The 26,107-nt window shown below is 68.3% G+C and carries 21 protein-coding genes; 16 read left to right on the forward strand and 5 right to left on the reverse strand.

All coding sequences use genetic code 11. From position 1 onward, the window contains the following. Window positions 1-195 precede the first annotated feature (195 nt). The 5 genes from DIE12_RS06835 (at window position 196) to DIE12_RS06855 (ending at window position 3,974) form a co-directional block, all read left to right on the forward strand. A complete protein-coding gene (locus DIE12_RS06835; RefSeq protein WP_124520237.1) occupies window positions 196-1,245 on the forward strand; it encodes a CaiB/BaiF CoA-transferase family protein in 1,050 nt (349 codons plus the stop codon). Window positions 1,246-1,424: 179 nt separating this feature from the next. Next, window positions 1,425-2,102, forward strand: a complete 678-nt coding sequence (locus tag DIE12_RS06840) for a PAAR domain-containing protein (RefSeq protein ID WP_124486070.1) — start codon at window positions 1,425-1,427, stop codon at window positions 2,100-2,102. Further along, window positions 2,099-2,659 carry a hypothetical protein gene (locus DIE12_RS06845; RefSeq protein WP_124486071.1) on the forward strand — a complete coding sequence of 187 codons (561 nt, stop codon included), beginning with the start codon at window positions 2,099-2,101 and terminating at the stop codon, window positions 2,657-2,659. Before DIE12_RS06840 ends, DIE12_RS06845 begins: the two co-directional genes overlap by 4 nt. Before the next feature lie 5 nt (window positions 2,660-2,664). Beyond that, window positions 2,665-3,270 (forward strand): hypothetical protein, encoded by a 606-nt coding sequence (locus DIE12_RS06850; protein WP_124486072.1) that lies wholly within the window; start codon window positions 2,665-2,667, stop codon window positions 3,268-3,270. Further along, window positions 3,267-3,974, forward strand: a complete 708-nt coding sequence (locus tag DIE12_RS06855; RefSeq protein WP_124486073.1) for a hypothetical protein — start codon at window positions 3,267-3,269, stop codon at window positions 3,972-3,974. Before DIE12_RS06850 ends, DIE12_RS06855 begins: the two co-directional genes overlap by 4 nt. A gap of 31 nt (window positions 3,975-4,005) precedes the next feature. Here DIE12_RS06855 and DIE12_RS06860 read toward each other — a convergent pair whose 3' ends face one another. Continuing rightward, the gene (locus tag DIE12_RS06860) at window positions 4,006-4,449 is read right to left on the reverse strand and encodes a PaaI family thioesterase (RefSeq protein WP_044845017.1); all 444 of its coding nucleotides are present in this window, start codon (window positions 4,447-4,449) and stop codon (window positions 4,006-4,008) included. Window positions 4,450-4,718: 269 nt separating this feature from the next. On the opposite strand from DIE12_RS06860, the gene DIE12_RS06865 reads away from it, so the two are divergent. Then, on the forward strand, window positions 4,719-6,347 hold the full coding sequence (locus DIE12_RS06865; protein ID WP_124486074.1) for a methyl-accepting chemotaxis protein: 1,629 nt from the start codon (window positions 4,719-4,721) through the stop codon (window positions 6,345-6,347). On the opposite strand, the gene DIE12_RS06870 is transcribed toward DIE12_RS06865, so the two are convergent. Beyond that, window positions 6,320-7,429 carry an AGE family epimerase/isomerase gene (locus DIE12_RS06870; protein WP_124486075.1) on the reverse strand — a complete coding sequence of 370 codons (1,110 nt, stop codon included), beginning with the start codon at window positions 7,427-7,429 and terminating at the stop codon, window positions 6,320-6,322. The genes DIE12_RS06865 and DIE12_RS06870 overlap by 28 nt on opposite strands. A gap of 114 nt (window positions 7,430-7,543) precedes the next feature. On the opposite strand from DIE12_RS06870, the gene DIE12_RS06875 reads away from it, so the two are divergent. The 4 genes from DIE12_RS06875 (at window position 7,544) to DIE12_RS06885 (ending at window position 10,825) form a co-directional block, all read left to right on the forward strand. After that, window positions 7,544-8,242, forward strand: coding sequence for an MgtC/SapB family protein (locus DIE12_RS06875; protein WP_124486076.1), 699 nt, complete (start codon window positions 7,544-7,546; stop codon window positions 8,240-8,242). Between the two features lie 104 nt (window positions 8,243-8,346). Beyond that, the gene (locus DIE12_RS06880; RefSeq protein WP_124486077.1) at window positions 8,347-9,807 is read left to right on the forward strand and encodes a flagellar hook-length control protein FliK; all 1,461 of its coding nucleotides are present in this window, start codon (window positions 8,347-8,349) and stop codon (window positions 9,805-9,807) included. Between the two features lie 175 nt (window positions 9,808-9,982). Further along, window positions 9,983-10,138 (forward strand): hypothetical protein, encoded by a 156-nt coding sequence (locus tag DIE12_RS38005; RefSeq protein ID WP_167359264.1) that lies wholly within the window; start codon window positions 9,983-9,985, stop codon window positions 10,136-10,138. 207 nt (window positions 10,139-10,345) lie between these two features. Then, window positions 10,346-10,825 carry an N-acetyltransferase gene (locus DIE12_RS06885; protein WP_124486078.1) on the forward strand — a complete coding sequence of 160 codons (480 nt, stop codon included), beginning with the start codon at window positions 10,346-10,348 and terminating at the stop codon, window positions 10,823-10,825. 198 nt (window positions 10,826-11,023) lie between these two features. Here the strand turns inward: DIE12_RS06885 and DIE12_RS06890 are convergent, their stop codons facing one another. Then, window positions 11,024-13,876, reverse strand: a complete 2,853-nt coding sequence (locus tag DIE12_RS06890) for a heavy metal translocating P-type ATPase (protein ID WP_124486079.1) — start codon at window positions 13,874-13,876, stop codon at window positions 11,024-11,026. Between the two features lie 379 nt (window positions 13,877-14,255). Between DIE12_RS06890 and DIE12_RS06895 the strand changes: the two genes are divergently transcribed. Together DIE12_RS06895 and DIE12_RS06900 are read left to right on the forward strand one after the other, a co-directional pair. Further along, window positions 14,256-15,695, forward strand: a complete 1,440-nt coding sequence (locus tag DIE12_RS06895) for a DUF1254 domain-containing protein (RefSeq protein ID WP_124486080.1) — start codon at window positions 14,256-14,258, stop codon at window positions 15,693-15,695. 152 nt (window positions 15,696-15,847) lie between these two features. After that, window positions 15,848-19,678 (forward strand): DUF748 domain-containing protein, encoded by a 3,831-nt coding sequence (locus DIE12_RS06900; protein WP_124486081.1) that lies wholly within the window; start codon window positions 15,848-15,850, stop codon window positions 19,676-19,678. 65 nt (window positions 19,679-19,743) lie between these two features. Here DIE12_RS06900 and DIE12_RS06905 read toward each other — a convergent pair whose 3' ends face one another. Further along, window positions 19,744-19,965 carry a hypothetical protein gene (locus DIE12_RS06905; RefSeq protein ID WP_185500307.1) on the reverse strand — a complete coding sequence of 74 codons (222 nt, stop codon included), beginning with the start codon at window positions 19,963-19,965 and terminating at the stop codon, window positions 19,744-19,746. A 303-nt stretch (window positions 19,966-20,268) separates the two neighbouring features. On the opposite strand from DIE12_RS06905, the gene DIE12_RS06915 reads away from it, so the two are divergent. Next, window positions 20,269-21,945: an alkaline phosphatase family protein gene (locus tag DIE12_RS06915; RefSeq protein ID WP_124486083.1), complete on the forward strand. Its 1,677-nt coding sequence runs from the start codon at window positions 20,269-20,271 to the stop codon at window positions 21,943-21,945. 79 nt (window positions 21,946-22,024) lie between these two features. Here DIE12_RS06915 and DIE12_RS06920 read toward each other — a convergent pair whose 3' ends face one another. Then, complete coding sequence (locus DIE12_RS06920) at window positions 22,025-22,921, reverse strand: LysR family transcriptional regulator (protein ID WP_044845028.1); 897 nt, start codon at window positions 22,919-22,921, stop codon at window positions 22,025-22,027. Window positions 22,922-23,083: 162 nt separating this feature from the next. Here DIE12_RS06920 and DIE12_RS06925 point away from each other — a divergent pair, with 162 nt between their 5' ends. Genes DIE12_RS06925 through DIE12_RS06935 form a run of 3 tightly spaced genes read left to right on the forward strand, consistent with a single transcriptional unit; the run spans window position 23,084 to window position 26,098 of the window. After that, window positions 23,084-23,935, forward strand: a complete 852-nt coding sequence (locus DIE12_RS06925) for an ABC transporter permease (RefSeq protein WP_124486084.1) — start codon at window positions 23,084-23,086, stop codon at window positions 23,933-23,935. Between the two features lie 7 nt (window positions 23,936-23,942). Then, on the forward strand, window positions 23,943-24,974 hold the full coding sequence (locus DIE12_RS06930; RefSeq protein WP_124486085.1) for an ABC transporter ATP-binding protein: 1,032 nt from the start codon (window positions 23,943-23,945) through the stop codon (window positions 24,972-24,974). A 35-nt stretch (window positions 24,975-25,009) separates the two neighbouring features. Further along, window positions 25,010-26,098, forward strand: coding sequence for an extracellular solute-binding protein (locus DIE12_RS06935; protein WP_124486086.1), 1,089 nt, complete (start codon window positions 25,010-25,012; stop codon window positions 26,096-26,098). Window positions 26,099-26,107: the final 9 nt, after the last annotated feature.

Raw genomic sequence — 26,107 nt, forward strand, 5'->3', positions numbered from 1 at the left:
CGCGGTCGCTTGTGCGGCGACGCGTCCGCCTGCGGCGGTCTCCGCCGGCATCGGGCGGACGGCGGTGGGTGGTCATCCGGTGTCGACGCGAACCTCGCGTATCGGCCGTCTTGCCGTCGGCGCCGCGCACGTTCGCATAAAATCGGAGCGCCGTTTCGTTTCGCCCCTGTCCGGTTGCATTTCCGCGAGGTCGCCATGTCATTGAACGCGCCGCTTTCCGGCGTCCACATCGTCGAATTCGAAGGCCTCGGCCCCGGCCCGCTCGCGGGCTGGATGCTCGCCGGGATGGGCGCGCGCATCACGCTGATCGCGCGTCCGGCCGGCCGCACCAGCGCACCGGACGCGCTGCAGGGCCGCGACGGCGACCTGCTGCGCGAAGGCAAGACGATCGTCGAACTCGATCTGAAGACGCCGACGGGCCGCGACGCGGCGCTCGCGCTGATCGCGCAGGCCGACGCGCTGATCGAGGGCCTGCGTCCCGGCGTGATGGAACGCCTCGGCCTCGGGCCCGACGATTGCGCGCGCCACAACCCGAAGCTCGTGTATGGGCGCATGACGGGCTGGGGCCAGGACGGACCGCTCGCGACGGCCGCCGGGCACGACCTGAACTACGTCGCGCTGACGGGGCTGCTGTCGCTGTCGGCACCGCGCGACGGCCGGCCCGGCGTGCCGCCGACCGTCGTCGGCGATGCGGGCGGCGCGCTCGGGCTCGCGTTCGGGATCGTCTGCGCGCTGTTCGACGTGCGCGGCGGCGGCCCGGGGCGCGTGGTCGACGGCGCGATCGTCGACATCGTGTTGATGCTCGGCTCGCTCGCGTTGTGGGCACGCGCGAACGGGCAGCTCGATGGCGCGCAGCCGAGCCTCTTCCACGATGCGCCGTTCTACGACGTGTATCGCTGCGAGGACGGCGAATGCGTGACGATCGGCGCGCTCGAGCCGCCGTTCTATGCGTTGCTGGTCGAGCGGCTCGGGTTGAGCGACGTCGATCCGGCGTCGCAGTACGATCGCGCGCGCTGGCCGGCGCTGAAGGTGCGTTTCGCGGAGGTGTTCGCACAGCAGCCGTCCGCGCACTGGCGCGCGCTGCTCGAAGGGACGGACGCATGCTTTGCGCCGGTGCTGAGCGTGGCCGACGCGCTGGAGCATCCGCACAATGCGGCGCGCGGGATCTATCGTACCGATGCGAGCGGCAACGTTCGGGCGCGCGTGGCGCCACGTTTTCTGCCGTTGACGGGCGATGAAGCTTAAGCGCATCCCAAGTCGGATATATCTCGGATAATGCCGACCGCATCGAGGTATTGAGACAGAAAAAAATAATCCTCGTTGTCGGTAGGAGTTTCGAATTCGTCTGATTGTTTTTCCTTTCTCGATCACGCAAATTTTTGCGTCGAACAATCCTTATCCATTCGTCGAGAAAGGACATCCAGATGAAGAACGAGCAGAGCGCGCCGACTTATCTTTTCGCCACCATCGGAGCGCTCACTGAGCGCGGTGGTCGTGTGACCCAAGCTAGCAGCGGCCTTGCTGTCGCTGGGCTTGCTGTTGCCCGGGTTGGCGATGTCGTCACGTACGAGGATGGCAGTGAGGCAGTCATTACCGACGGTGCGGGCAATTATGCGGTTTGCCGAGAAAGGCCATTTGCACTGGTAGGTAGCCGATTGAGCAATGGCGATCGTATCGTCGAAACACTTCAGCGGTTATGGGGCATTCATGTTCCGGCGGGTGAGACGGTCGAAGGCTTGTTCGATGCGGCTTATGTGCCTTCGCCTGAGCCGCCGCGCCACCGGCTCGCGGTGCGAGGCGCAACGACTGCGCGAGGTGGCGTGCTGCGCAACGCTACCGGTGCCTGGAACACCGGTGTCCGGCTTGGCAAGGCTGGTATCGTGGGTAATCAGGTCCACTATGCGGACGGTTCGACCGCGCGAATCGTAAGCGGTCTTGCCCTGGCGGATAACCGTGACTTCGAGCCGCTGGCTTTTGTCGGAAGCGAACTCGATAACGGCGACATCATTACGGACAGCCCGGAGCGCGAGGGTCTCGTATCCGCCTTTACCTTCACGCTGGTGAAGCGTTCGACTACGGCACGCCCAGGAGACGTCGCGTGATCCGCTATTTCCTTGCGAAGGGCGATCAGGGTGGCAGTGCGAGCATTACGGAAGGATTGGAGCACGTCACGTGTTCCAATCCGCCGCCACGCGTGCATATCGCGACGCTCTACATGAAAACGTACTGCGCAGCCTGCAAGCAGGAAGGATTTATTGCGCCGGCAGGTCCTCGCTGGCTAGGTACCGGGCCGAATGGCAAGCCTTGGGCGTTGAGCGGTGACATCAACGTCTGTGGTTGCAATCCGCCGCCCGTTTTTTATGCGGAGCGCGGCATGAGCATGTCTTTTACGGCAGAGGAAGCGGCGACTCTTGTTACTCCACACGCTCGCACACATAGTCGGGCGCACGTGGACGTAGATGACGATCTCGAGTGCTACTTCGAAATCCGTGATGCGATGACCGATACCCCTGTCGAGGGAATGATCTACAGGCTCTCGAGTGACGAGCAATCCCTTGTCTGCGACGCGGCGCTAACGGAAGGGGAAACTCGCGCTTTCTCGGTGAAGGCGCATCCGAATCTCATCTTCGTGGCATGGCGCGAGGGTGACGTACGATGAGAGGCATGAGTGATGGGAACGTGCGATTACTTGCCGCGATTGCGTATGGGGAGGCGTCCACGGCGAACGATTCGCAGGAAATCGGAGGGATTGCGTTTGCCGTCGCAAATCGGTGCCGAGCGTGGGGAGGAAAAATGGTGTCGGAACTGCGTGCGGCGGACCCGAATTACTCGTATGCATGGGATGGCTCCAACGCAAGATTCAACAAATTGATGCGCACGCCTGACAGCGAAATTGCGTTGAATCCTGGCATGGCGCTGGCTGTTGACTGGGCTCAAAAAGCATTGGCCAACGAGCGGCCGGACCCCTCGAATGGGGCATTTTGGTGGGACGGCCTGGACTTCAAAACCAATTACGGAAACCATCCCAAGGTTCGTGATGGCTTCAAATGGGGTTCGCAATCGGACAACATTTTTGGCGTGCCGGAGAAGCGGCGCGAGGTCATCGTTCGATGGAAAATCCGCAATAAAAGGACCGGGAAGATCGTCGATGGGGGTGAGCGCGGGCGTTACGATTCGGTGTGGGTTTCGACAGCCGCGCACGGGGATACGGTATTTTGGAAGCACAATCCCGACTATCTGAAGGCGAGCGGAGGAAAAGCATACCGATGAAACCCGCAATGACCTTGGTGGCAATCCTGGTTGCCTTCGCAAGGAGCGCTCATGGCGCTACGATCTACGACAGCTATGACGAGTTCTATGCGGCCCAATCGAGTGCATTGTTTGGCAGTCCAGTCCAGCAACGCGCAAGCTTTCTATATTCCGATCGCGGCAATGGAGGCGTATACCAGGATTTTCAAATCGACTTGGACGGGAAGACGGTACACGTCACAGTAGCGGAGCGCCAGATATCGATTGGCGGCAGGATCTATCGCTTTTCGAACGCAACGACTTTCCCTGGTGAACATCCGGTGGATATCTACCCCGGAAGCGCGAGCATATTTTTTACTGGAGCCGCGGACCATCGTCCGTCGGCTCTCTGTGTGGAGGGAAACAGCAGCGGGTCTGGTGAATCTGGCCGCCATCGCCAAATCTACTTGCTGACCAACCCGTTCGAGTTTAGAAAAAGCGCGGCATTTCTTCATTTGCCGAGTCTGCTTTCGTCCTGTCGGGCCGTATTGGCAACAAAGGCCGGATTGCTTGCATTTCCGAAGAACAGCTATCTGTTCGATGATGCACAAGAGACCCGTCTCGGCCTATTAATTTCGTACTACACGTTTGAAAAGCGGCGCTTTGTTCCGGCCCTGAACGAAGTGTGGCTTCGATTTACGCGTCCCGAGATTCCATTTCAATTTTCGGTTCAGGGCGAGCAATAAGACAGCCGAACGATTCGCCGACGAATCTGCCTTACGCCGTCTCCTCCCGCGCATCCGGCATCTTGCCGTCTCCGACGCGGTTGATCGTGCCTTGCGCGATCGCGACGAGCCGCTCGTGGTCCCCGTCGATGACGAACACATGACACTGGCAGGTCGCCTGGTGCCGGCCCGCGTAGACGACCTTCGCGCGCGCAACGAGCGTGCCGTTCACGGCCGGCCGCAGGTAGTTGATCTTGTATTCGGCGGTGATGACGCGCGGTCCGAGCACCAGCGCGCCGGCGAACGTCAGCGCGTTGTCGGCGAGATAGCCGATCACGCCGCCGTGCACGAAGCCGTGCTGCTGCCGCAGTTCTTCCCGCACGGGCAGGCACAGCGACACTTCGTTGTCGCCGATATGCATCAGCTCCGTGCCCAGCAGCATGCTGAACGGTTGCGCGCGCAATGCGCCGCGCGCGTGGTCCGTGATGTCCGTCATCGACTTCCCCAATGCGTGTCCGCTTGCGCTGAACTCTAGGAAGGGGGCCGCGGATAAGCAAGGAAATTCGTCCGCATTTCGCGCAGATGCCGGCGCGATGCGACGTGATGATTGCGTCGAACGCGCGCATTGTCCTCGTTTGCCGGCGATTCGACGGGAATGGCGGTGACTGGCCGGGCGCCTCTCGCCGGATGTTCCTAAAGTCCGACGAAGAAATGCCGCTAATGCCGGGGCATTGCTTCATCGTCGGCTCTCCAGGAATCTCCCCCATGTTCGGAAAAATCAAGCTCGCGTCGGGTCTGCTCGGCGTGTTGACCGTGTTTTGCCTCTTTCTGTTCGCGATCGAGGCGCTCGGCTTCTGGGCGCTCGCGTCGACGCGCAGCGGCGTCGACGATCTGTCGAACGTCGCGATCGCGCAGGTCGACGCGGCCAGCCAGGCGACCGAGCGCCTGCTCGACGCCCGCGTGAACCTGTCGCGCGCCGGCACGCGGATGGTGCGCGGCGGCCCGAAGCCCGACGAGATCATCCGTCATGCCAGCGCTTCGCTCGGCGAAGCGGACAAGGCGTTCGCCGCGCTGACGGCCGCACAGGCCGTCGACGCGACGAACCGCGCGCGCGTCGCCGCGCTCGCCGAGCGCTATCGCGCGCTGCGCGGCGCGCTGGGCGAACTCGTGCAGTTCCTCGATGCCGACAACATCCAGGCGTTCCTCGACCAGCCGACCCAAGGCTTCCAGGACGCGTATCTCGCCGAACTGCACCGCTTCGCCGACTACGGCGGCGCGTCGAGCCGCGACGCGCTCGCCACGATCGACAGCGGGATGCAGTGGTTCAAGTGGGTCGGCATCGTGCTGCTCGTGGCGATGCTCGCGGCAAGCGCGGCCATCTATGCGGCCGCGCGGCGCGCGGTGGTCGCGCCGCTGGACGAAGCCGGCCGCCATTTCGAGCGGATCGCGCAGGGCCGGCTCGACGAGGCCGTGCGGGCAGGCGGCGTGTTCGAGATCGACCGGATGCTGCGCGGCCTCGCCGCGATGCAGGCGAGCATCGCGGACACCGTGCGCACCGTGCGTCACGCGTCCGACGCGATCCACCTCGGCGCGGGCGAGATCGCCGGCGGCAACGCGGACCTGTCCGCGCGCACGGGCACGCAGGCCGCGTCGCTCGAGGAAACCGCCGCGAGCATGGAGCAACTGACCGCGACGGTGCGCCAGAACACCGACAGCGCACGTGCGGCCAGCGCGCTGGCCGACGCGGCGCTCGACGCGACGCGCCACGGCGGCGGCGTGGTCGACAGCGTGATCGACCGGATGCGCGGCATCGCCCAGAGCTCCGGGCGGATCGCGGAGATCATTTCGGTGATCGACGGCATCGCCTTCCAGACCAACATCCTCGCGCTGAACGCGGCGGTCGAAGCCGCGCGGGCCGGCGAGCAGGGCCGCGGCTTCGCGGTGGTCGCGGGCGAAGTGCGCTCGCTCGCGCAGCGCAGCGCGCAATCGGCGAAGGAGATCAAGGCGCTGATCGAGGAGTCGGTCGCGCAGATCGACGGCGGCTCGGAACTCGTCGAACGGGCCGGCGACGCGATGCGGACGGTTTCGGCGTCGATCACGCGGGTCGTGCAGACGATGTCGGAGATCACGGCCGCGTCGGTCGAGCAGACCGTCGGCATCGAGCAGGTCAACCAGGCCGTCACGCAGATGGACCAGCTGACGCAGCAGAACGCGGCACTGGTGGAGGAAGTCGCGGCGGCGGCCGCGTCGCTGAACGACCAGACCGCGCACCTGATGCAGGCGGTGTCGGTGTTCGAACTGGGCGACGCGCGCGCGGCTCGCGGGGTTCGCGACGAGCGCGGGTCGCCGTCGCCGGCCGACGCCGGTTACGAAACGGCGGGCAGCGCCGCGTAAGCGGTCGCGAGGTGGTAGGGCGTCGTCGACGGCATGTCGGCGCGCGACACCTGCCCGTCGGCCGTCTTGCACTCGAACCAGCCGCGCGGATGCAGGAAGCGCGCGGCGAAGCGCTCGATCTGCCGCGCGAGCGGCGCGGACGCCGGCGTGCCGCCGTGCGTCGCGAGCGCGCGCAGGTATTCGGTCTGCGCCCAGATCCGCTGCGTGCCGTCGAGGCATGCGCCTCGTGCGTCGACCGCCGCGCACACGGCGCCCGTCTGCGGATCGACCCCGTGCTGCTCGGCGAACGCGAACGCGCGCGCGAGTGCGCCGGGCAGCCCGGTTTGCGCGAGGCGCGCGCCGGCCGCGTCGACCAGATAGAACCACTCGAACTGATGGCCGGGCTCGAAGCGGTTGTCGGCCGCCCCGAGCGGCAGCTCGGCGACGCAGCCGGTCGCGGTATCGACGAACGTGCGTTCGACGGCCTGCGCGGTGCGCGCGAGCGCATCGTCGAACGCCGCGTCGCCGAACGCATCGGCGGCCGCGAGCCACGCTTCGGTCAGGTGCATCAGCGGGTTTTGCAGCGCGCCGCTGCCCGACGACGAGAAATCGGCGTGACGCGCGGCGTCGAGCAGCGCGTCGCCCGGCTGCAGCGCGAAGCGGTCCTGGATCAGCGCGGCGGTGTCCTCGGCGGCCGCGCGTGCCGCGGCGTCGCCCGACGCCGCATGCCACGCGGCACACGCGAACACGACGAACGCGTGCGTATAGAGGTCCTTGGTCGTGTCGAGCGGCGCGCCTTGCGCGTCGACGCTGTAGAACCAGCCGCCGTGGCGCGGGTCGCGGAAGCGGCCGCACAGCGAATCGAACAGCGTGGCCGCGTGCGCGATGTTGCCGGCCTGCGCGAACACGAACAGCTGCCGCGCGCAGGCCATGGCGCGATAACGGGTGACGGGCAGCGGTGCATGGCTGGCCGGGTCGACGGCCTCGAACGGTAGCCGCAGCGTGTGGTCGAACCCTGAACCCTGCCAGATCGGCAAGACGACGTGCGCGAAATGACGGCGCAGCTGGGCGGCCTGGGCGGAAGCGGAGTCGGAAACGGACATGACGGGGTTATGCGCTTGGATCGAAACGTGTCGGCGCGGCCCGGAGGATCGGCGCGGCCGGGGCCAAGGATAAAACATTCCGCGCGGCCGACGCCAAAAAAGGAGAGAAATCGGATGCTCGGCAACCTGGAACTCGTGATGCGGCTGGTTCTCGCGGCTGCGCTCGGCAGCGTCATCGGCATCGAGCGCGAGCGCCTTTCCTGGGCGGCCGGCCTGCGCACGCACATGCTGGTCTGTGTCGGCTCGACGCTCATCATGATCGTATCGGCATTCGGTTTCGCCGATGTGCTGGGCAGCAGCGACCACGTCGTGCTCGATCCGTCGCGGATCGCCGCGCAGGTGGTATCGGGGATCGGTTTTCTCGGCGCGGGCTCGATCCTGCTGCGCGGCGAGATCGTGCGCGGGCTGACGACGGCCGCGAGCCTGTGGTCGGTCGCCGCGATCGGCCTCGCGGTGGGCGGTGGCCTGTACGTCGCGGCGATTGCCGCGACGCTCATCATCCTGATCATCCTGGCCGGCATCAAGCCGCTCGAGCGGCGCTACTTCACGGTGCGGCAGCGGCGCCAGCTCGCGCTGACGGTGGTGAGCGGCGCGCTGACGTTCGATTCGCTGCACGCGGCGCTCGGCCCCGACAGCGCGCGCGTGAAGCAATTCATCGTGCAGCGCGCCGACGACACGGGCGAGCACGATGAGGTGCGCATCGCGCTCGGGCGCGTGTCGGATCTCGAATACCGCGCGATCTGCGACAAGCTGCGCGGGCTGTCGTGCGTGACGCGATTCGAGCAAGGCGGCGGCGTGCCGGGCGACGAATAGACGGCATCCGATCGGCCGGATCGGCGATCGGTCATGCGACAATGGCCGGTCACTGATTCCGTTCGACCTTCGGTTCCGCGCTCGCGGGCCTGCAATCCGACTCCATGACCGAATCCGTTTCCGTGCCTCGCTCCCGTTCCCATTCCCGCTCCGACCGTTCATCGGCCCGTTCGCGCCCGCGTTCCGTCGCGGCCGCGGCAGACACCGCCGCCAAGGCAACCGCGCGGTCCGGCAACGCGGGCGGCGATGCGCCGCGGGACGAACACACGCTCGACCTGTTCGGCGATCCGGTGCGCGAGCCGGCTGCGCGTGCGCCGGCCGTCTCGCGTGACGACGCGGTGGCGGACGCCGAGCCGATGGCCGCCGTTGTGGACGGCGAGGACGTCGCTCGGCAGGCGACGCTGGACGGCTTCGCGACGCCGGGCGCCGCTGCCGATGCGGTCGATCCGGCTCCCGACGTCGCGACGACGACGGAGCCTGCTTCGACGCGTGGAAACGGCGATGCGGTCGGTGCCGATGTCGTGCCCGCGCCCGCTGCCGACACGACGAAGCCCGGCGGGGCGCGGCTGTCCGATGGTGGCGGCGCGCGCGCAGCTGGTGAGCCGGCAACGGGCGGCGGCCAGATGAAGGCCGGCAGCGTGTCGGAAGCCGGCGGCGCGGCCGGGACGAGCGCCGATCGTTCGACCGCGAATGCCGATGCGGTGGGTGGTGCGGTCGATGCGGCCATCGCCGATCGTCTCGTGAAAGCGGGCGGGGAGGCCGAAGGTGCCGCCGTGCCGGTCACACACGATGACGCGGCGCGGGCGCCCGGCGAGACCACGAAGGGGCGTCGCGCATCCTCCGGCGGCAAGCGACGTGCGACTGCCGGCACGCGCGAAGCGGCAGCGCCAGCGGTGCGTAGTGTGCCGGGAGCAGCGGCTGTCGGCGCCGGGGCGGAGGTGCCTCCGGCGCAGCACACTCCGCCGTCCGCCGAACCGCAAGCGACGGCCGAAACGCAGGCGAGCGCCGAACCGCAAGCGACCGCCGAACCGGCCGGGCCGGTCGCTGCCGCGATTGCCGCGAGTACCCTTGATGCTGCGCGAGCAGCCGCAGCGCCGGCCTCGCCGGTCGTGCAGCCGGTGGCGTCCGCGGCGTCGTTCGTGACGAAGCCGTCGGCGGATCGCGCGCAACCGGCCGCGTCGAGCGGGCCAGCCTTCGATCCCGACACGCATCTGCGCCCGCTGTCGGATCGGCTCGCCACCCTGCAGGCCGACACGGCCGGCATGAAGCAGGCGGCCGATCGCGAGATGCGTCGCGTCAACCGGCTGCTGCTGGCACTGGCGATCGTCGTGTTCGCGGGGCTCACCGCACTGGTGCTGCAAACACGGCAGATTGCGCACCTGAAGCAGGAACTGGATGCCCGGCAACAGCGGATCGACCGGCTGGCTGCCGATCTGTCGACGCAGCAGGCAACGCTGATGACGCTCGCGGAACACCACGAAGCGATGCTGTCACAGGTCGACCGGCTGCAACGCAATGCGAACCGCGAGGCGGCGGCCGCGAAGCGCGTGCGTCGAACGCACTAAATCGTCCGACCCTACCTGCAAACCCCGGCCTGGCAAGGCGCGTCGCGGGAGACCGACCGTTGGCGGTTGCACGGGTGCGGCAAACTGATGCGGCGCGCTGGCAGACTTCAGGGAAAACCCTTAGAATGATGTCAGTCTAAGGGGAAACCCTAGAGCCATCTGTCAGGAGTCTCACATGAGCTTCATTCTTGCCCTGCTGCAAAAGATCGACGACCTGTTCGTCTCTCCGCACCTGCCGCTCGATGCGGAATATTCGTACGCTGCGCGTCGCGCCGAAGCCGAGCGCGTGCGTCGTGCGAACCTCGTGCCGATCGTCCTGTACCGTCGCTGATCCGCTGATCCGCTGATCCGCTGATTCGCTGATTCGCTGATTCGCTGATTCGCTGATTCGCTGATTCGCTGATTCGCTGATTCGCTGATTCGCTGATCCGGCGCAGCGCTCGCTGCAACTGCCTGCTCGCTTTCCGCCGTCGCATCGCGCGCCGGTGTGACCGTCCCGCTACACTGGAAGTCCGACTTCCCTCGCGACACCCGGGCCATGCTGCAGATGCGGCCGATGACGGCCGGTGAATTCCACGCATACCGCACGCGCGCCATCGACGGCTACGCGCGCGATCTCGTGTCGTCCGGGCAGAATGCGGCCGACGACGCGGCGAGCCGCGCCCGCGCCTGCTTCGATACGCTGCTGCCCGACGGCCTGCTCACTTCCGGCCAGACACTCGTCCAACTGATCGACGCTGCCAGCGGCGACACGGTCGGCGATCTCTGGTACGCGATCGTGCCCGAAGGGCCGAACCGCACGCTGTTCATCTACGACCTCGACATCGTCCCGTCCCGGCGCCGCCAGGGCTGGGCCACACGCGCGCTCGATGCGCTGGAGGCCGAGGCGCGCCGCCATGGCGTCACCGAGATCGGGCTGTCGGTGTTCAATCACAACACGGCTGCCCGTGCGCTGTATCGGGCGTGCGGCTTCGCGCCGATCACGACGACGCTGATCAAGCCGGTCGTCTCTGGCTGAAGCGGCCGGCGTGCTTCGGCGTCGCCCGTTCCTGTTTCGTCGCCTTCCTTCTTCCGGTTTTATCTGCCCGACGCAGGGCCGGCGCTCCGTGCCAGAGCTTGCGCAGATGACCAGTCGGCACGCTGCAACCATTCCCGATTCCTTATGCGACGAGCGCTGGAGGTCCATCGGACCATCCGGCGCGCGTCGCGGCCAGCATCATCGCGCCCGCCCTTTCCATCTCCTCAGCAGCAACGCATTCGTCACGACGCTGACGCTGGAAAACGCCATCGCTGCCCCCGCGATCACCGGATTCAACCAGCCGAGCGCCGCGAGCGGCACGCCGATCAGGTTGTAGACGAACGCCCAGAACAGGTTCTGCTGGATCTTCCGGTACGTCCGCTTCGAGATGTCGATCGCATCGGCGACGAGCGCCGGGTCGCCGCGCATCAGCGTGATGCCGGCCGTGTGCATCGCGACGTCGGTGCCGGTGGCCATCGCGATGCCGACGTCGGCCGCGGCGAGCGCGGGCGCGTCGTTGATCCCGTCGCCGACCATCGCGACGATTCCGCCGCGCGTACGCTTCAGTTCGGCCACCACGCGTGCCTTGTCGTCGGGCAGCACCTGCGCATGCACTTCGCCGATCCCGAGCGTCGCCGCGACGGCCGTGGCGCTGCCGCGGTTGTCGCCCGTCACGAGCACGCTCGCGACGCCCCGTGCCGACAGGGCCGCGACCGCGTCGCGCGCGCCGGGCTTCACGGTGTCGCCGAACGCGATCAGCGCGAGCAGCGCACGCGGCGCATCGGCGCGCATCAGCCACGAAATCGTGTTGCCCGCGCGTTCGAGTTCCGCGGCACGCGCGTCGAGTTCGGGCGGCACGACGATGCCGAGTTCGTCGCGCCAGCGGGTGCTGCCGAGTGCGAGAAGCTGCCCGTCGACACGCGCTTCGACGCCGCGTCCGGCCACCGCGCGCGCATCGGCCGCGACGATCTCGGCCGAACCCGCGCCGCCGCCGCGGGCCAAGACGTCCGCATCGTGTGCGGCGACCACCGCGCGTGCGAGCGGGTGATCGCTTTGCCGCTGGACCGCGGCCGCGAGCGCGAGCGCCTGCTCGCGCGGGATGCCGACGGCGTCGAACGCCGTCACGGACGGTTTGCCTTCGGTCAGCGTGCCGGTCTTGTCGAACGCGATCACGGTGGTCCGCTGCGCGAGTTCGAGCGCCTGGGCGTCCTTGATCAGCACGCCGCGGCGGGCCGCGACGCCGGTGCCGGCCATGATCGCCGCGGGCGTCGCGAGGCCGAGCGCGCACGGGCACGCGATGACGAGCACCGCGACCGCGTTGAGGATCGCCGTTTCGGTGCCAGCGCCGGCGATCAGCCAGCCGATCAGCGTCAGCACGGCGATGCCGAGGATCGCCGGCACGAACACTTCGCTGACGCGATCGACGAGCCGCTGGATCGGCGCTTTCTCCGCCTGGGCGGATTCGACGAGGCGGATGATGCGTGCGAGCGTCGTTTCCGCGCCGATCGCGGTGGTTTCGACGACGAGCGCGCCTTCGCCGTTGATCGACCCGGCCGTGACCGAGTCGCCGTCGTCCTTCGGCACCGGCAGGCTTTCACCGGTGACCAGCGATTCGTCGACGTGCGAGCGACCCGACACGATCCGGCCGTCGACGGGCACACGCTCGCCGGGACGGATGCTGACGGTCGTGCCGACGCGCACCTGCGCGAGCGGCACGTCGCGTTCGACGCCGTGCTCGACGACGCGCGCACGGTCCGGGCGCAGTGCGTTCAGTGCGCGGATCGCCTCCGTCGTCTGGCGTTTCGCGCGCGCTTCGAGCCATTTGCCGAAGCGCACCAGCGTGACGATGACGGCCGATGCCTCGAAATACAGGTGGCCGGGGTGCGCGGGGTCGCGCAGCAGCATCCACAGGCTCAGGCCGAATGCGGCCGACGTGCCGAGTGCGACGAGCAGGTCCATGTTGCCCGTGCGTGCCTTCACCGCATGCCAGGCAGCGCGGTAGAAGCGCGCGCCGAAGCCGAACTGGACGATCGACGCGAGCACGAGCTGCAGCCAGCCGGGCAGCATCGCGTCGAAACCGAACGGCGCGACGAGCATCGGCACGACGAGCGGCGCGCTCAGCACGGCCGAGCCGATCACGAGATTGCGCTCGCGGATCGCTTCGCGTTGCTTGCGGGCGTCGGCGGCTTGCGCGGCGGCGCCGCTGCCGGCGCGGGCGGTGGCGTCGGTCGAGGCGCCCGCGTCCGGCGAGGCGGCGAGCGACGCCCGATAGCCGGCCGTCGTGACCGCCGCGATCAGCGTGGCGGCGTCGAGCGCGCCGGTGCCATGCACCGATGCGCGTTCGGTCGCGAGATTGACCGACGCATGCGTGACGCCCGGCACCTTCTCCAGCGCCTTTTCGACGCGCGACACGCATGACGCGCAGGTCATCCCGTCGATGGCGAGTTCGAGGCTGGCGGATGCCGGAGACGCGGACGGGGAAGGGAGGGCGGCGGTATCCGGCGCGAGCGGGGTCGCACCATAGCCGGCCTGCCTGACGGCATCCGCCAGTTGCGACGCGGAAACGTCCGCTGCGGCGTCGACCGTCGCGCGTTCGGTCGCGAGGTTGACCGTTGCGCGCGTGACGCCCGGCACTTTCGCGAGCGCTTTCTCCACGCGCGACACGCACGACGCGCAGGTCATGCCGTCGATATCGAGTTCGATCGTGGTGGTGGTGGTGGTGGCGGTGGCGGGCGATGCCGTTGCCGTTACCGGCGGTGCTGCGACGCGCGTCGCGTGCCCCGCGGGCGAGGCCGCCGGGGCTGCGCTCGTCGCTTCGCGCACGGCAGCGCGATAGCCGGCGGCGCCGACCGCGTCGACGAGCTGCGCCGGCGTGACCGCATCATGCGCGGTGACCGTGGCCGCATGCGCGTCGAGATCGACCGCGGCCTCGACGACGCCCGGCACCGCAGCCAGCGCACGTTGCACACGGCCGGTGCAGCCGCCGCAATGCATGCCGTCGACGGTCAGTTCGACCGTTTGCAGGGCTGCGGAGGCGAGTGGTTCAGTCATGTCGGATTCCCCAGGAGCGCGGATCGAGCCGCGAGTGATGTCAGTATCAACATTCCCATGATGGGAAGGTCAAGGGGGGATGCAATACAGGATCGTGTCGACGGCCAACGCATTCTCGCCTGTCATGCCCGGCCAGCGCAGGCGGCGGACCGCTTCGTACAAGGGGCCGGATCAGCGGAGATTCAGGCTGACGACAGGCCGGCTACTGCTGCGCCCGTTATTCGGCATATTGGGGGATGCCCTCAGGCGCTATGATACCGGCCTGACATCAGCGTCCGCCCGGCGAAGCGGCGACCGGGCAGGCTGGGGTGCCTTGCCTTCGCCGATCGTGAGTCGAACAAGGCGTTGACTGACAAGAACGATATTCGGCCAGTACTCAATGATTGAAAACCTACGAGAATCAATTTCTCTGCGGCGCGCGGCAGGCGCGTCGCTGGCCCTGGCGATGCTGCTGGCAGGATGCGCGTCGCAACCGGATGCGATCCAGCGGAAAACCGGCTGGATGCGCGCCGAAGTGGCCGACTCTTATGTATACGCGTATCCGCTCGTGCTGATGGACGTCGCGAAGGAAGCCGCGACGGGCGGCGACGGCGCGCAGCCGGGCCAGGCGCCGCTCAACACGCTGCGTCACGCGCAGGCGCTGCCGCCCGTCGGCGCGCTCAACCCGCCGCTGCCGGGCGTCGACACGCTCGACTCGACCGGCTGGCTCGACGTCGGCGCCGAGCCGGTGATCGTGACGCTGCCGGACACCCGCGGCCGTTACTGGGATGCCCGCGCGCTCGACATGTGGACGAACGTGCTGTGGTCGGCGTCGAGCGTGGCGGCGCGTGGCGCTCGCGGCGCCGTGCGAGCGCAAACGATTGCCTTCGCCGCGAAGGACTGGCAGGGCACGCTGCCGAAGGGCGCATTGCGGATCGACGTGCCGTCGGCGAACGCGTGGCTCGAAGTGCGGCTGCAGACGAGTGGCGGGCGCGACCTCACGAACGTGAAGAAACTGCAGCGGACGATCCGCGTGGTGCCGCTGTCCGTCTATACGGGCAGTGCGCGCGGCGCGTCGGTCGCGGTCCATGCGGGCAGCGCGCCGTCGGAAGCGGCGAGCGGCGGCACGCCGGCCGAGCAGGTGGCCGCGCTCGACCCGAAGGCGTTCTTCACGCGCTTTGCGCGGGCGCTGCAGGACAACCCGGCGCCGGCCGACGATGCGCACGCGCAAGAGCAGCTGAACGACATCGGCGTGACGGCCGGCTACCCGGTGCTGTGGACGGGCGATCGCCTGAACGCCGCGACGGCCGGGGTCGCCGAGGCGCGCGCGCGGCTCGCGACGCCGCCGTCGAACCTGCTCAACGCGAACGGCTGGAGCTGGATCGGCGACACGGCCGGCAAGTACGGTCAGGATTACACGCTGCGCGCGTACGCGGCCTACACGCAGTTCGGCACCGCGACGCGCGACGACGAGACGCTCGCGTTCGTGCGCGTCGACAGCGACGGCCATGCGCTGAACGGCGCGAACCGCTACGTGCTGCACTTCGCGCCGGGCGCGCTGCCGCCGGTGCGCGGGTTCTGGACGCTCACGCCGTACGCGACGAACGGTGCGCTGCCCGACGTCGGCTCGGCGCGCCGCTCGCTCGGCGACCGCGACCGGCTGCGTCGCAACCACGACGGCTCGATCGACGTGGTCGTGTCGGCATCGCCGGGCGGCACGCATGCGGCCAACTGGCTGCCGGCGCCGCGCACCGATTTCGCGCTCGCGCTGCGGCTGTACGCGCCGAAGCCGCAAGCGAGCGACGGCTCGTGGATGCCGCCCGTCGTCGTCCGGAAATGAACCGACGGGCGCCGCCGCTGTCCGATCCGCGGGCGCGGCGGCCGCGCCCGAACGTCGTTCCGTTACCACCTGAGCCTATACTTTCGGGATAGCGTGCACGGCCGTGCCGGTTTTCCGGCGCGGCCAGGCATCCATTCCCGAGGCATCCAAGCATGGCAAGCGCAGACAAAGAAACCGTACCCTCGACCCTCCATGCCCTCGGCGGCGTTGCACGCTCGCGCCGGACCCGGCGTATCGGCCTTGGCGTGTTGATCTTCCTCGTTTTATTCGGACTGCTCGGGTTCTTCGCGGCGCCGCCGCTGATCCGCCACATCGCCGAACAGCAACTGAGCCAGCAGCTCGGCCGGCCGTCCACGGTCCAGCGCGTCGCGCTGAACCCGTACACGCTGAACCTCGAAGCCGACGGCGTGCACGTCGGCGAGCGCGGCGGCCAGGGCGACTTCATCGACATCGGCAAGCTCGTCGTCAGGCCGTCGTGGTCGTCGCTGTTCCGCGGCGCGCCGATCGTCAACGAAGTGCGCGTCGACTCGCCGCGCTTCCATATCGTCCGTTACGACGCGCAGCGCTTCAACTTCACCGACCTGATCGAGAAGTTCTCGACGCCGTCCAAACCCGAAAGCAAGCCGACACTTTTCTCGGTGTCGAACATCCAGGTCAACGACGGCCGGATCGACTTCGACGACCGCCTGCTGAACGAAAAGCACGTGGTCGACAACTGGATGCTCGGCATCCCGTTCATCGCGACGCTGCCGTCGAAGACCGACATCTTCGTGCAGCCGAAGCTGCGCGCGCGGTTCGACGGCAGCCCGATCGCGATCGACGGCAGGACGAAGCCGTTTGCGCAGTCGCGCGAGTCGGAAGTCGCGCTGACGTTCGACCGGCTCGACGTGCCGAAGCTGATTTCGTACGCGCCGGCGAAGCTGCCGGTGATCGTCACGAGCGGCCTCCTGAGCAGCGACCTGAAGCTGCACTTCGTGATGAGCGGCGACACACCCGCGCTGCGCGTGTCGGGCACCGTCGATCTCAACGACGCGAAGGTGACCGACCGCGCGTCCGCGCCGCTGTTCGCCGCGCGCGGCGTGCACGTCGCGGCCGCCGGCCTCGAGCCGCTGCGCAACGTGCTGCATTTCGACGAGATCCGGCTCGACCAGCCGGTCGTCGACCTGGCGCGCGACAAGCAGGGCGTGCTGAACGTCGAGAAGCTCGCCGGCCAGCCGTCTGCCGCGCCGAAGGCGGCCGCCGGCAAGCCGGCCGCCGGCAAGCCGGCCGCTGCCGCATCGGGTGCCGCCGCATCGAGCGAAGCCGCCGCCGTCGCCGCCGCGAGCGGCGCGAAGGCCGAAGCCGTCGCGAAGGAAGCGCCGCCGCTCGATCTGACGATCCGTCATTTCGCGATCGACGGCGGCACGATCAACGTCGACGACCGCGTGCCGGCGACGCCGACCGCGCTGTCGCTGACGAAGCTGGCCGCGACGCTCGACGGCTTCACGCTGCAGGGCAAGACGCCCGCGAAATACACGTTGTCGACGTCGTTGTCGCGCGGCGGCGACCTGAAGGCCGAAGGCGCGTTCAGCCTGGCGGCGAAGCAGGCCGACACGAAGCTGACGGTCGATGCGCTCGCGCTGCCGGCGCTGCAGCCGTATCTCGGCGAGGCGACCCGCGCGCGCGTGCTCGACGGCACGCTCGGCGCGAGCGTCAACGCGAAGGCCGACTGGGGCAAGACGCCGCTCGACGCGCAGGTCGCCGACAGCACGGTGAGCCTGAAGTCGCTGAAGCTCGCGACGCCGGACGCGAAGGCGCCCGCGATCGTGCTGCCCGACGCGAGCGCGAAGATCACGAAGGTCGACGTCGCCGCGCGCAGCGCGGAAATCGCGAGCGTCGACGCGACCGGGCTCGCGCTCGACGTGAAGCGCCTGAAGGACGGCAAGATCGACCTGGCGGCGCTGGCCGAACCCGCGCAGGCGGCGGTGCCCAGGCGCACGGTCGCGCGCAAGGCCGCGGCGGCCGCGCCGTCGTGGCATTACCGGATCGACGCGCTGAACGTGAAGGAATCGTCCGCGAACTTCACGGACCTGTCGACGCCGCGCCCGGTGAAGCTCGCGATCAAGCCGCTCGACCTGTCGGTGCAGAAGATCAGCGACGACCTGACGAAGCCGCTGCCGGTGCAGCTGAAGGCGACGCTGAACCGCAAGGGCTCGGTGAACGTGTCGGGCGACGTGACCGCGCAGCCGCTGAAGCTCGGCCTGAAGATCAACGGCAACCGCCTCGACGCGGCCGCGTTCGAGCCGTACTTCGGCAGCGCGCTGAACGCGACCATCGCGAGCGCGCTGCTCAACGCGCAGGGCAACCTGACGTTCGCGCAGGTGAAGGACACGCCGCGCGCGACCTATCGCGGCGATGTCGCGCTGGTCGACGTGCGGATGCTCGACAAGGCGACGTCCGACCCGTTCGCCGGCTGGCGCTCGCTCGCGCTGTCGAACCTGAAGGTGAACCACGACGAGAAGGGCACCGACGTCGACGCCGCGCGCGTGACGTTCTCGAACTTCTACGGCCGCGTGCTGCTCGATGCGCAGGGTCGGCTGAACCTGAAGGACGTCGTCGCGAAGGAGACGGGCCCCGCGCAGTCGCTGACGCGCGACGCGAGCAAGCCCGAACCGGTGCCGCTGTCGCCGGGCATGACGCCGCCGGCCGCCGCCGCGCAGGCCTCGTCGGCCGCGGCCGCGCAGCAGGCGTCGGCGCCGGCCGCCGCATCGGCGACGGTCGTCGTGAAGGCCGCGCCGCCGCCGCAGAATCCGGTGCGCATGCATTTCGGCGAGCTCCTGCTGCAGGACGGCCGCGTGACCTACACCGACAACTTCATCAAGCCGAACTACACGGCGAACCTGGTCGCGATCAAGGGGACGGTCGGCGCGTTCGGCACTGACTCGACGACGTCCGCGCCGGTCGACGTCGCCGCGAACCTCGCGGGCAACGGACCGATCTCGATCAAGGGCTCGGTGAACCCGCTGATCGACAAGCCCGCGCTGGATCTCACGGCGACCGCGCACGACATCGAACTGACCAACCTGACGCCGTATTCGGCGAAGTACGCCGGCTACCCGATCACGAAGGGCAAGCTCAACGTCGACCTGCACTACCAGCTCGCGAACGACCAGCTTCAGGCGAACAACCACATCTTCATCGATCAGCTCACGTTCGGCGATCACGTCGAAAACGACACGGCGACCAAGTTGCCGGTGAAGCTCGCGATCTCGCTCCTGAAGAACACGCGCGGCCAGATCGACGTGAACCTGCCGGTGTCGGGCTCGCTGTCGAATCCGGAGTTCAGCGTCGGCGGGCTGATCTGGCGCGCGGTGCTGAACCTGATCGCGAAGGCCGTCACGTCGCCGTTCACGCTGCTCGCGAATGCGTTCGGCGGCAGCGGCGGCGAGGATCTCGGCTACGTCGAGTTCGCGCCGGGCGCGTACGAGCTGACCGACGCGCAGCAGAAGAAGCTCGATACCGTCGTGAAGATGCTGACCGAGAAGCCGTCGATCCGGCTGGACCTGATCGGCCGCGTCGATCCGGCGAAGGATACGCCGGGGCTGCGCGACGCGTACGTCGAACGGCTGGTCCGCCAGCAGAAGCTGAAGGACGTGGTCGGCCAGGGCGAGAGCATCGATCCGATGTCGGTGAAGGTCGAGCCGGCCGAGTACACCAAGTACCTGACGCGCGCCTACAAGGACGCCGACTTCAAGAAGCCGCGCAACCTGATCGGCCTGCAGAAGACGCTGCCCGATGCGGACATGAAGCAGGCGCTCGCCGATCACGCGCCGGCCGACGACAACGCGCTGCGCGCGCTCGCGCAGCAGCGCGCGCAGGCCGTGCGCCAGTACCTCGACGGCAAGATCGATGCGAGCCGCATGTTCGTCGTGGCGCCGAAGCTCGATGCGAAGGGCATCGAGGACAAGGGCGCGACGACGCGCGTCGACTTCGGCCTGCAGTAAGCGTTACGCCCTCATCCGCCGCCGCCGCGTCCGATCGGCAATCGGGCGCGGCGGCGCGCTTCCCGTCAGCGCACCTCGATCGCCGGTTCGCGCTTGTCCAGTTCCTTCCTCGCGGCCAGCGGCAGGCGCGCATCGTCCCAATGCGTGAGCCATTCGACTTCCTTCGCGGTGAACACCTGGCCGTAGTTGCGCAACGCGTACTGCAGCGCGTCGACGACGTGGTGGCGAATGATTTCGGGGGTGCGTGCATCGTCCAGCACGAACCGGAGAGCTTCCAGGGTCGACATACTCGTGCTCCGGGTCAGGGAAAACCCTTTATCACACGCCAATAGTCATACGCCAAGCGTGAAAAAAATTCGCGCGGCGGGCGACGGCGCGCCCGATGCACCGACCCGGTGCGAACCTCGCGCGCACACGTCGCGGCGTGCGCCGGGTCGCCTCGTTTTGCGACCGCGTCGTGTCACTTGCGATTGGTTACGTTTGACAGAAAACAGAAAGCCCCGCTTCACGCGAGCGCCCCACGGCGCGGCGATATTTTGCGCGCCTGATGGCAGGTCACGCAGTTCAACGTCAATCGATGAGGTGGGGTGATGATTTCCAGGTTCGCTAAGCAACGAAAAATGGCGGTGATGGTGGCGGGCGCGCTGGCGCTCGCAAGCGCCGGCGCCTACGCGGCGCAGCAGGACGGCAACAGCCAGGGCGATGACGCCGGCCACGGCCGGCGTGTCGTGAAGCACGTGCTGCTGATCAGCGTCGACGGGCTGCACGAGCAGGATCTCGCACGCTGCATCGGCGCGAACACGTGTCCGAACCTCGCCGTGCTCGCACAAAGCGGCGTCACGTACACGAACGCCTACACGCCCGGCCTGTCGGACTCGTTCCCGGGGCTCGCCGCGCTCGTGACGGGCGGCTCGCCGAAGACGGCCGGCCTGTTCTACGACGTGTCGTACGACCGCAACCTGTACGCGCCGAGCGACACGACCTGCTCGGGCAAGCAGGGCTGGAACGTCGTGTTCGACGAGACGACCGGCATCGATGCGTTCAACGGCGGCGCGCTCGTGCACCTCGACGGCGGCGGCGCATTCAATCCGCAGGCGATTCCGCATGCGAAGGTCGACGGCCAGTGCGTGCCGGTCTATCCGCACAACTACGTGAAGACCAACACGGTGTTCGAGGCCGTCAAGGCCGGCGTGCCGAACGCCTACACCGCGTGGGCGGACAAGCACGCGTGGGGCTACGACTGGCTGAACGGCCCGTCGGGCACCGGCGTCGACGATCTGATGCGCACCGAGATCAACTCGATCGACCCGGCGACGAACACGGCCTATACCGACGTCTATTCGCACACGGCGCGCTTCGACAACCTGCACGTGCAGGCGCTGGTCAACCAGATCGACGGCCGCGATTCGACGGGCACGAAGAACGCGCCGGTGCCGACGCTGTTCGGCGCCAACTTCCAGACGCTGAGCGTCGCGCAGAAGGCGCCGGTCGCGAAGGGCGGCGGCTACCTCGACGCGAACTTCACGCCGAACGGCCAGGTCGCGAACGCGATCACGTACGTCGACAACTCGATCGGCCGCATCGTCGCCGAGCTGAAGCAGCGCAACCTGTACACGTCGACGGCCGTGATCGTCACGGCGAAGCACGGCCAGTCGCCGACCGATCACACGAAGCTCGTGAAGAACGGCGACACGCTGACGAAGCTGCTCGAAGCGAACAACTACGTCGACCCGAACGGCAACTTCGGCCAGAACAACACGACGACGGGCAACCTGAACGACGGCTCGGGCCTGGTCGGCACGGGCTTCGTGCAGACCGACGACGTCGGCCTGATCTGGCTGCGCGACCGCAGCCAGCGCACGGCCGTGGTGCAGACGCTGAAGGCGAACCTCGGCTGCAACGCGCCGGGGATCTGCGCCGACGGCCCGCAGGCATCCATCCTGTACGGCGCGGCGCTGGCCGACCGGTTCGGCGATCCGGCCAACGGCCGCACGCCGGACATCATCGTCCAGCCGAATCCGGGCGTGATCTACACGTCGAGCACGAAGAAGGACGAGGAACACGGCGGCAACGCGCCTGACGACAGCCACCTCGGCCTGCTCGTGTCGTACCCGGGCCTCCATCGTGCGCGTACCGTGAGCGATGTGGTCGGCACGAAGCAGGTCGCGCCGACGATCCTCGGGCTGCTCGGCGCCGAACCGAAGCTGCTGCACGCGGTCGTGGCCGAGAACACGCACGTGCTGCCGGGGCTCGGCATCGACCACTGACGCAACGGCACGGGCGGCACGGCGCCGTGTTACCGGCGCCGCCGTGCCGTCCGGGCGTGCCCGGCCATGCCGGGCACGCTCAGCGCTCCGCGCATGCGCCGAGGATCCATTCCCTGAAGCGCCGCAACGCGGCACTCGTCTCCAGGCGCTCCGGCGCATAGCACAGGTAGTGCCCCTGCGCATCGACGTCGACGGGCGCGTCGAACGGTTCGACGAGCGCGCCGCTCGCGAGCGTGTCGACGATCAGGAAGCGCGGCACGAGCGCGAGCCCGAGCCCGGCTTGCGCGGCCTGGATCAGCACCGAATACTGTTCGAAGCGCGGCCCGGCCAGCGCGTTCATCCGGGCGACGCGGTGGCGCTCCGCCCAGAGCGACCACGCGATTTCCGCCTGCTCATGCACGAGCCGCGGCGCGGCGGCCGTGTCGGCGGGCGTGCGCAGCGCATGTCGCGCCGCGAATTCGCGGGAACAGACCGGCACGAACGTGCGGCCGTCCAGGTAATCGCAGCGGACGCCTTCCCATGCGCCGTCGCCATAGCGTATCGCCGCGTCGAGTCCGAACGGAAACACGTCGCCGTGCGCGAGATGGCGGCGAAAACTCAGCGTGACGTCCGGCGCGCCGGCCAGAAAGCGCGCGAGGCGCGGCACCAGCCACTTCGTCGTGAAGGTCGGCACGCTTGCGATCGTCAGCAGGTCGCTGTCCTCGCGCGCGCTCAGCAATTCGATCGACGCGTTGCCGATCTCGCGCAGCGGGCCGATCACGCGTGCGTGATAAACCTGCCCGGCCCGCGTGAGCGCGAGATTGCGCCCCTCGCGCACGAACAGCTTCACCCCGAACAGCGTCTCGAGATTCGCGATCTGCCGGCTGACCGCGCTCGGCGTCAGGCCGAGCTCGCGCGCCGCATACGAGAAGTTCAGGTACTTCACGGAAGTCGCGAACGCGTGCAGCTCCGCGACGTTGGGAAACAGGTGCTTCACGGCGAACTATTCCTTGCGCGCACAGATCGATGCGGGCGTTGTACGTTTTTTTCATGACGATGCCATGTCGGATCCGCACACTGCGGCCTTCATGACAACGCGTGCCGGCCCTGCCCGGCGGGCGTTGCGTGACTCGTTCCGTGTCCGTCAGCGAGATTCGCCATGCATCCGCCAGCCGCTCCGGCCCTTGCCGAAGCTATTCCGATTCGTCGTAACAAACGGCCGCGCGCGATCGCGGGACGCCTGCTGCTGCAGGCGCTCGTCGCGGTCTTCGGGCTGTACCTCGCGTTGCCGATCGTGCTGCTGCTGATCGGCTCGGTCGGCCAGTCGTGGACGAACACGCTGCTGCCGACCGGCATCACGTCGCACTGGTTCGCGGACCTGGCCGCGAATCGCAGCTTCACCCGCGCATTCGGCACGAGCCTCGTCGTCGCGCTCACCTGCTGCGCGATCAATGCCGTGCTGGCGCTGCCGCTCGCCTATGCGCTGCATCACCGCGCACTGGCCGGCCGCGGCTTCGCGGCGCGCATCGTGATGCTGATGCCGATCGCGGTGCCGGCGCTGACACTCGGGTTCGGCTACATCGCGATCTTCAGCGGCGATGCGCTGCCGTGGCTCGGCACGCTGCCGCTGATGATCGCCGCGCACGCGGTGCTGACGCTGCCGTACCTGCTGCAGACGCTGCTGAGCGACTTGCGCCACCTGGGGCTCGCGCATCTCGAGGCGTGCGCGGCGACGCTCGGCGCGACGCCGCTGCGCCAGTTCTTCACGGTCGTGCTGCCGAACCTGCGGCACAGCCTGTTTTCCGGTCTCGTGATGGTCGCCGCGCTGTCGATCGGCGAATTCCAGATCTCGAACCTGATCGCGGGCTTCCGTTACCGCAACTATCCGATCGTGCTGCTGCAGGCGTTCTACGGCGCGTCCGGGATGGCCTGCGCGGCCACCGTCGTGCTGCTCGTCCTTGCCGTGCTCGCGACGCTCGCCTCCGTCCTCACCGTGCCACGCCTGAAGTGAAACCGTCATGAGTCTCGATTTCGAAAACGTCAGCTTCCAGTATCCGGGCGCCCGTCACGGCGTCGACGCGGTCACGCTGTCCGCGGCCCAGGGCGAACTGCTCGCCGTGATGGGCCGCAGCGGCTCCGGCAAATCGACGCTGCTGCGCCTCGCCGCCGGCCTGCTCGACGGGTACGACGGCCGTATCGCGATCGGCGGCCGCGACATGGCCGGCGTGCCGGTGTGGCAGCGCGAGGTCGGAATGGTGTTCCAGCACTACGCGCTGTTTCCGAACCTGTCGGTCGTCGACAACGTCGCCTACGGCCTGAAGATGCGCGGCATGGCCGCGGCGCCGCGCCGTCGCCGCGCGCTCGAGATGCTCGAACGCGTCGGCCTCGCCGCGCAGGCCGGGCGCAGCACGGCGCTGCTGTCCGGGGGGCAGCAGCAGCGCGTCGCGCTGGCTCGCGCGCTCGTGATCGAACCGAAGCTGCTGCTGCTCGACGAGCCGCTCGCGGCGCTCGACGCCGGCATTCGCCACCAGCTGCGCGACGAGATCCGCGCGCTGCAGCGCGCATGCGGCGCGACGACGCTGCTCGTCACGCACGACCAGGACGAAGCGCTCAGCATGGCCGATCGCGTGGCGATCGTCGACGGCGGACGCATGCTGCAGGCCGGCACCCCGCGCGACCTGTACGAGCGTCCGGCGACCGCGCAGGTCGCGCGGTTCGTCGGCCATTCGACGCTGCTGCGCGGCCGCGTGCTCGCGCATGGCGCGGTCGACGTGCGGTTCACGACGCTGCGCGCGGATACGGGTGCGCACCGGCCGGGCGACCCGGTCGAGGTGCTGATCCGGCCGGAACACCTGCAGCCCGATCCGCCCGAGTCCGTCGCGAACCGCATCGACGGCCGGGTCGGCGAGGTGCGCTACTTCGGCGCGACCCAGCGCTTCGACTTCGTACCGGCCGGCGCGACCGACGCACTGCTCGGCGAAGGGCGCGAGCTGCCCGCGCGCTGCGTGTCGATCGAGCCGCGCCATCTGCTCGTGCTGCCCGCCGCGTGAGCGCGGGCGACCCATTCATTCAACGGAGAATCACGATGTCTGCACGCCGCCATTTCCTTCATGCGACGCGCCGCCGCCTGCTGGCGCTCTGCGCGTTCGCGACCCTCGCGCCGGCGCTGGCCCATGCCGCGCCGCTGTATCCCGGCGAAGACGCGCTGTACGAGAAGGCCGCCGACGAAGGGCTCGTCGTGTCGTTCGACACGGGCCCGGAATGGGCGAACTGGAAGTCGCTGTTCGCCGAATTCCGCAAGCGCTACCCGAAGGTCGAGATCACGTACAACGACATCGGCTCGGCGGCCACGGTCGTCGCGCTCGACAAGTCGCGACGCCGCCCGCAGGCCGACACGGCGTACTACTTCGCGGCGTCGGCGCTCGATGCGACGGCCAAGGACGTCGTCGCGCCGTTCAAGCCGGTCAATTTCGACAAGCTGCCCACGGTGTTCCGCGCGGCCGACGGCCGCTGGTTCGCGGTGCATTCGCTGAACATCGCGCTGCTCGTCAACAAGAAGCTCGTGAAGAACGTGCCGCAGCGCTGGTCGGACCTGCTGAAGCCCGAATATCGCAATGCGGTCGTCTATCTCGATCCGCGCTCGACCGGGCAGGGGCAGGTCGCCGTGTTCGCCGCCGCCTATGCGAACGGCGGCAGCGTCGACAACCCGAAGCCGGGCGCGGATTTCTTCGGCAAGCTGAAGCAGGCGGGCAACGTGCTGCGCGTCGAGGGGACGACGCCGTACGCGAAATTCGTCAAGGGCGAGATTCCGGTCCTGATCGGCTACGAGAACGACGGGCTCAAGGCCAAGTACGCGGACGGCATGGGTGACGCGGCCGAAGTCGTGATTCCGCAGGACGGCAGCGTGTCGGCGCCGTACGCGATGAGTCTCGTGAAGAACGGCCCGAATCCGGCCGCCGCGCAGCTGTGGCTCAACCTCGTGATGAGCGACGTCGGGCAGGGGTTGTTCGCGCAGGGCTTCGTGCGTCCGGCCGTACCCGGCACGCCGGTGGCGCAGGATGTCGCCGCGAAGCTGCCGAACGCGCCGCAGGTGCGTCCGCTCGACGTCGCGAAGGCCGCGGCGCACAAGGCCGAAGTCGACCAGCTCTGGTCGCAGGCCACGCTCGGCAAGTAAGGGGCGCGC

This window comes from Burkholderia sp. Bp9015, assembly GCF_003853505.1.
In the GTDB taxonomy this organism is placed as follows: Bacteria; Pseudomonadota; Gammaproteobacteria; order Burkholderiales; family Burkholderiaceae; genus Burkholderia.

Bases quoted from the DNA above. Each gene is read 5' to 3' on its own strand.
- DIE12_RS06835 (WP_124520237.1), top strand. From the start codon at position 196: ATGTCATTGAACGCGCCGCTTTCCGGCGTCCACATCGTCGAATTCGAA.
- DIE12_RS06840 (WP_124486070.1), top strand. From the start codon at position 1,425: ATGAAGAACGAGCAGAGCGCGCCGACTTATCTTTTCGCCACCATCGGA.
- DIE12_RS06850 (WP_124486072.1), top strand. From the start codon at position 2,665: ATGAGTGATGGGAACGTGCGATTACTTGCCGCGATTGCGTATGGGGAG.
- DIE12_RS06855 (WP_124486073.1), top strand. From the start codon at position 3,267: ATGAAACCCGCAATGACCTTGGTGGCAATCCTGGTTGCCTTCGCAAGG.
- DIE12_RS06860 (WP_044845017.1), bottom strand. From the start codon at position 4,449: ATGACGGACATCACGGACCACGCGCGCGGCGCATTGCGCGCGCAACCG.
- DIE12_RS06865 (WP_124486074.1), top strand. From the start codon at position 4,719: ATGTTCGGAAAAATCAAGCTCGCGTCGGGTCTGCTCGGCGTGTTGACC.
- DIE12_RS06870 (WP_124486075.1), bottom strand. From the start codon at position 7,429: ATGTCCGTTTCCGACTCCGCTTCCGCCCAGGCCGCCCAGCTGCGCCGT.
- DIE12_RS06875 (WP_124486076.1), top strand. From the start codon at position 7,544: ATGCTCGGCAACCTGGAACTCGTGATGCGGCTGGTTCTCGCGGCTGCG.
- DIE12_RS06880 (WP_124486077.1), top strand. From the start codon at position 8,347: ATGACCGAATCCGTTTCCGTGCCTCGCTCCCGTTCCCATTCCCGCTCC.
- DIE12_RS38005 (WP_167359264.1), top strand. From the start codon at position 9,983: ATGAGCTTCATTCTTGCCCTGCTGCAAAAGATCGACGACCTGTTCGTC.
- DIE12_RS06885 (WP_124486078.1), top strand. From the start codon at position 10,346: ATGCTGCAGATGCGGCCGATGACGGCCGGTGAATTCCACGCATACCGC.
- DIE12_RS06890 (WP_124486079.1), bottom strand. From the start codon at position 13,876: ATGACTGAACCACTCGCCTCCGCAGCCCTGCAAACGGTCGAACTGACC.
- DIE12_RS06895 (WP_124486080.1), top strand. From the start codon at position 14,256: ATGATTGAAAACCTACGAGAATCAATTTCTCTGCGGCGCGCGGCAGGC.
- DIE12_RS06900 (WP_124486081.1), top strand. From the start codon at position 15,848: ATGGCAAGCGCAGACAAAGAAACCGTACCCTCGACCCTCCATGCCCTC.
- DIE12_RS06905 (WP_185500307.1), bottom strand. From the start codon at position 19,965: ATGTCGACCCTGGAAGCTCTCCGGTTCGTGCTGGACGATGCACGCACC.
- DIE12_RS06915 (WP_124486083.1), top strand. From the start codon at position 20,269: ATGATTTCCAGGTTCGCTAAGCAACGAAAAATGGCGGTGATGGTGGCG.
- DIE12_RS06925 (WP_124486084.1), top strand. From the start codon at position 23,084: ATGCATCCGCCAGCCGCTCCGGCCCTTGCCGAAGCTATTCCGATTCGT.
- DIE12_RS06930 (WP_124486085.1), top strand. From the start codon at position 23,943: ATGAGTCTCGATTTCGAAAACGTCAGCTTCCAGTATCCGGGCGCCCGT.
- DIE12_RS06935 (WP_124486086.1), top strand. From the start codon at position 25,010: ATGTCTGCACGCCGCCATTTCCTTCATGCGACGCGCCGCCGCCTGCTG.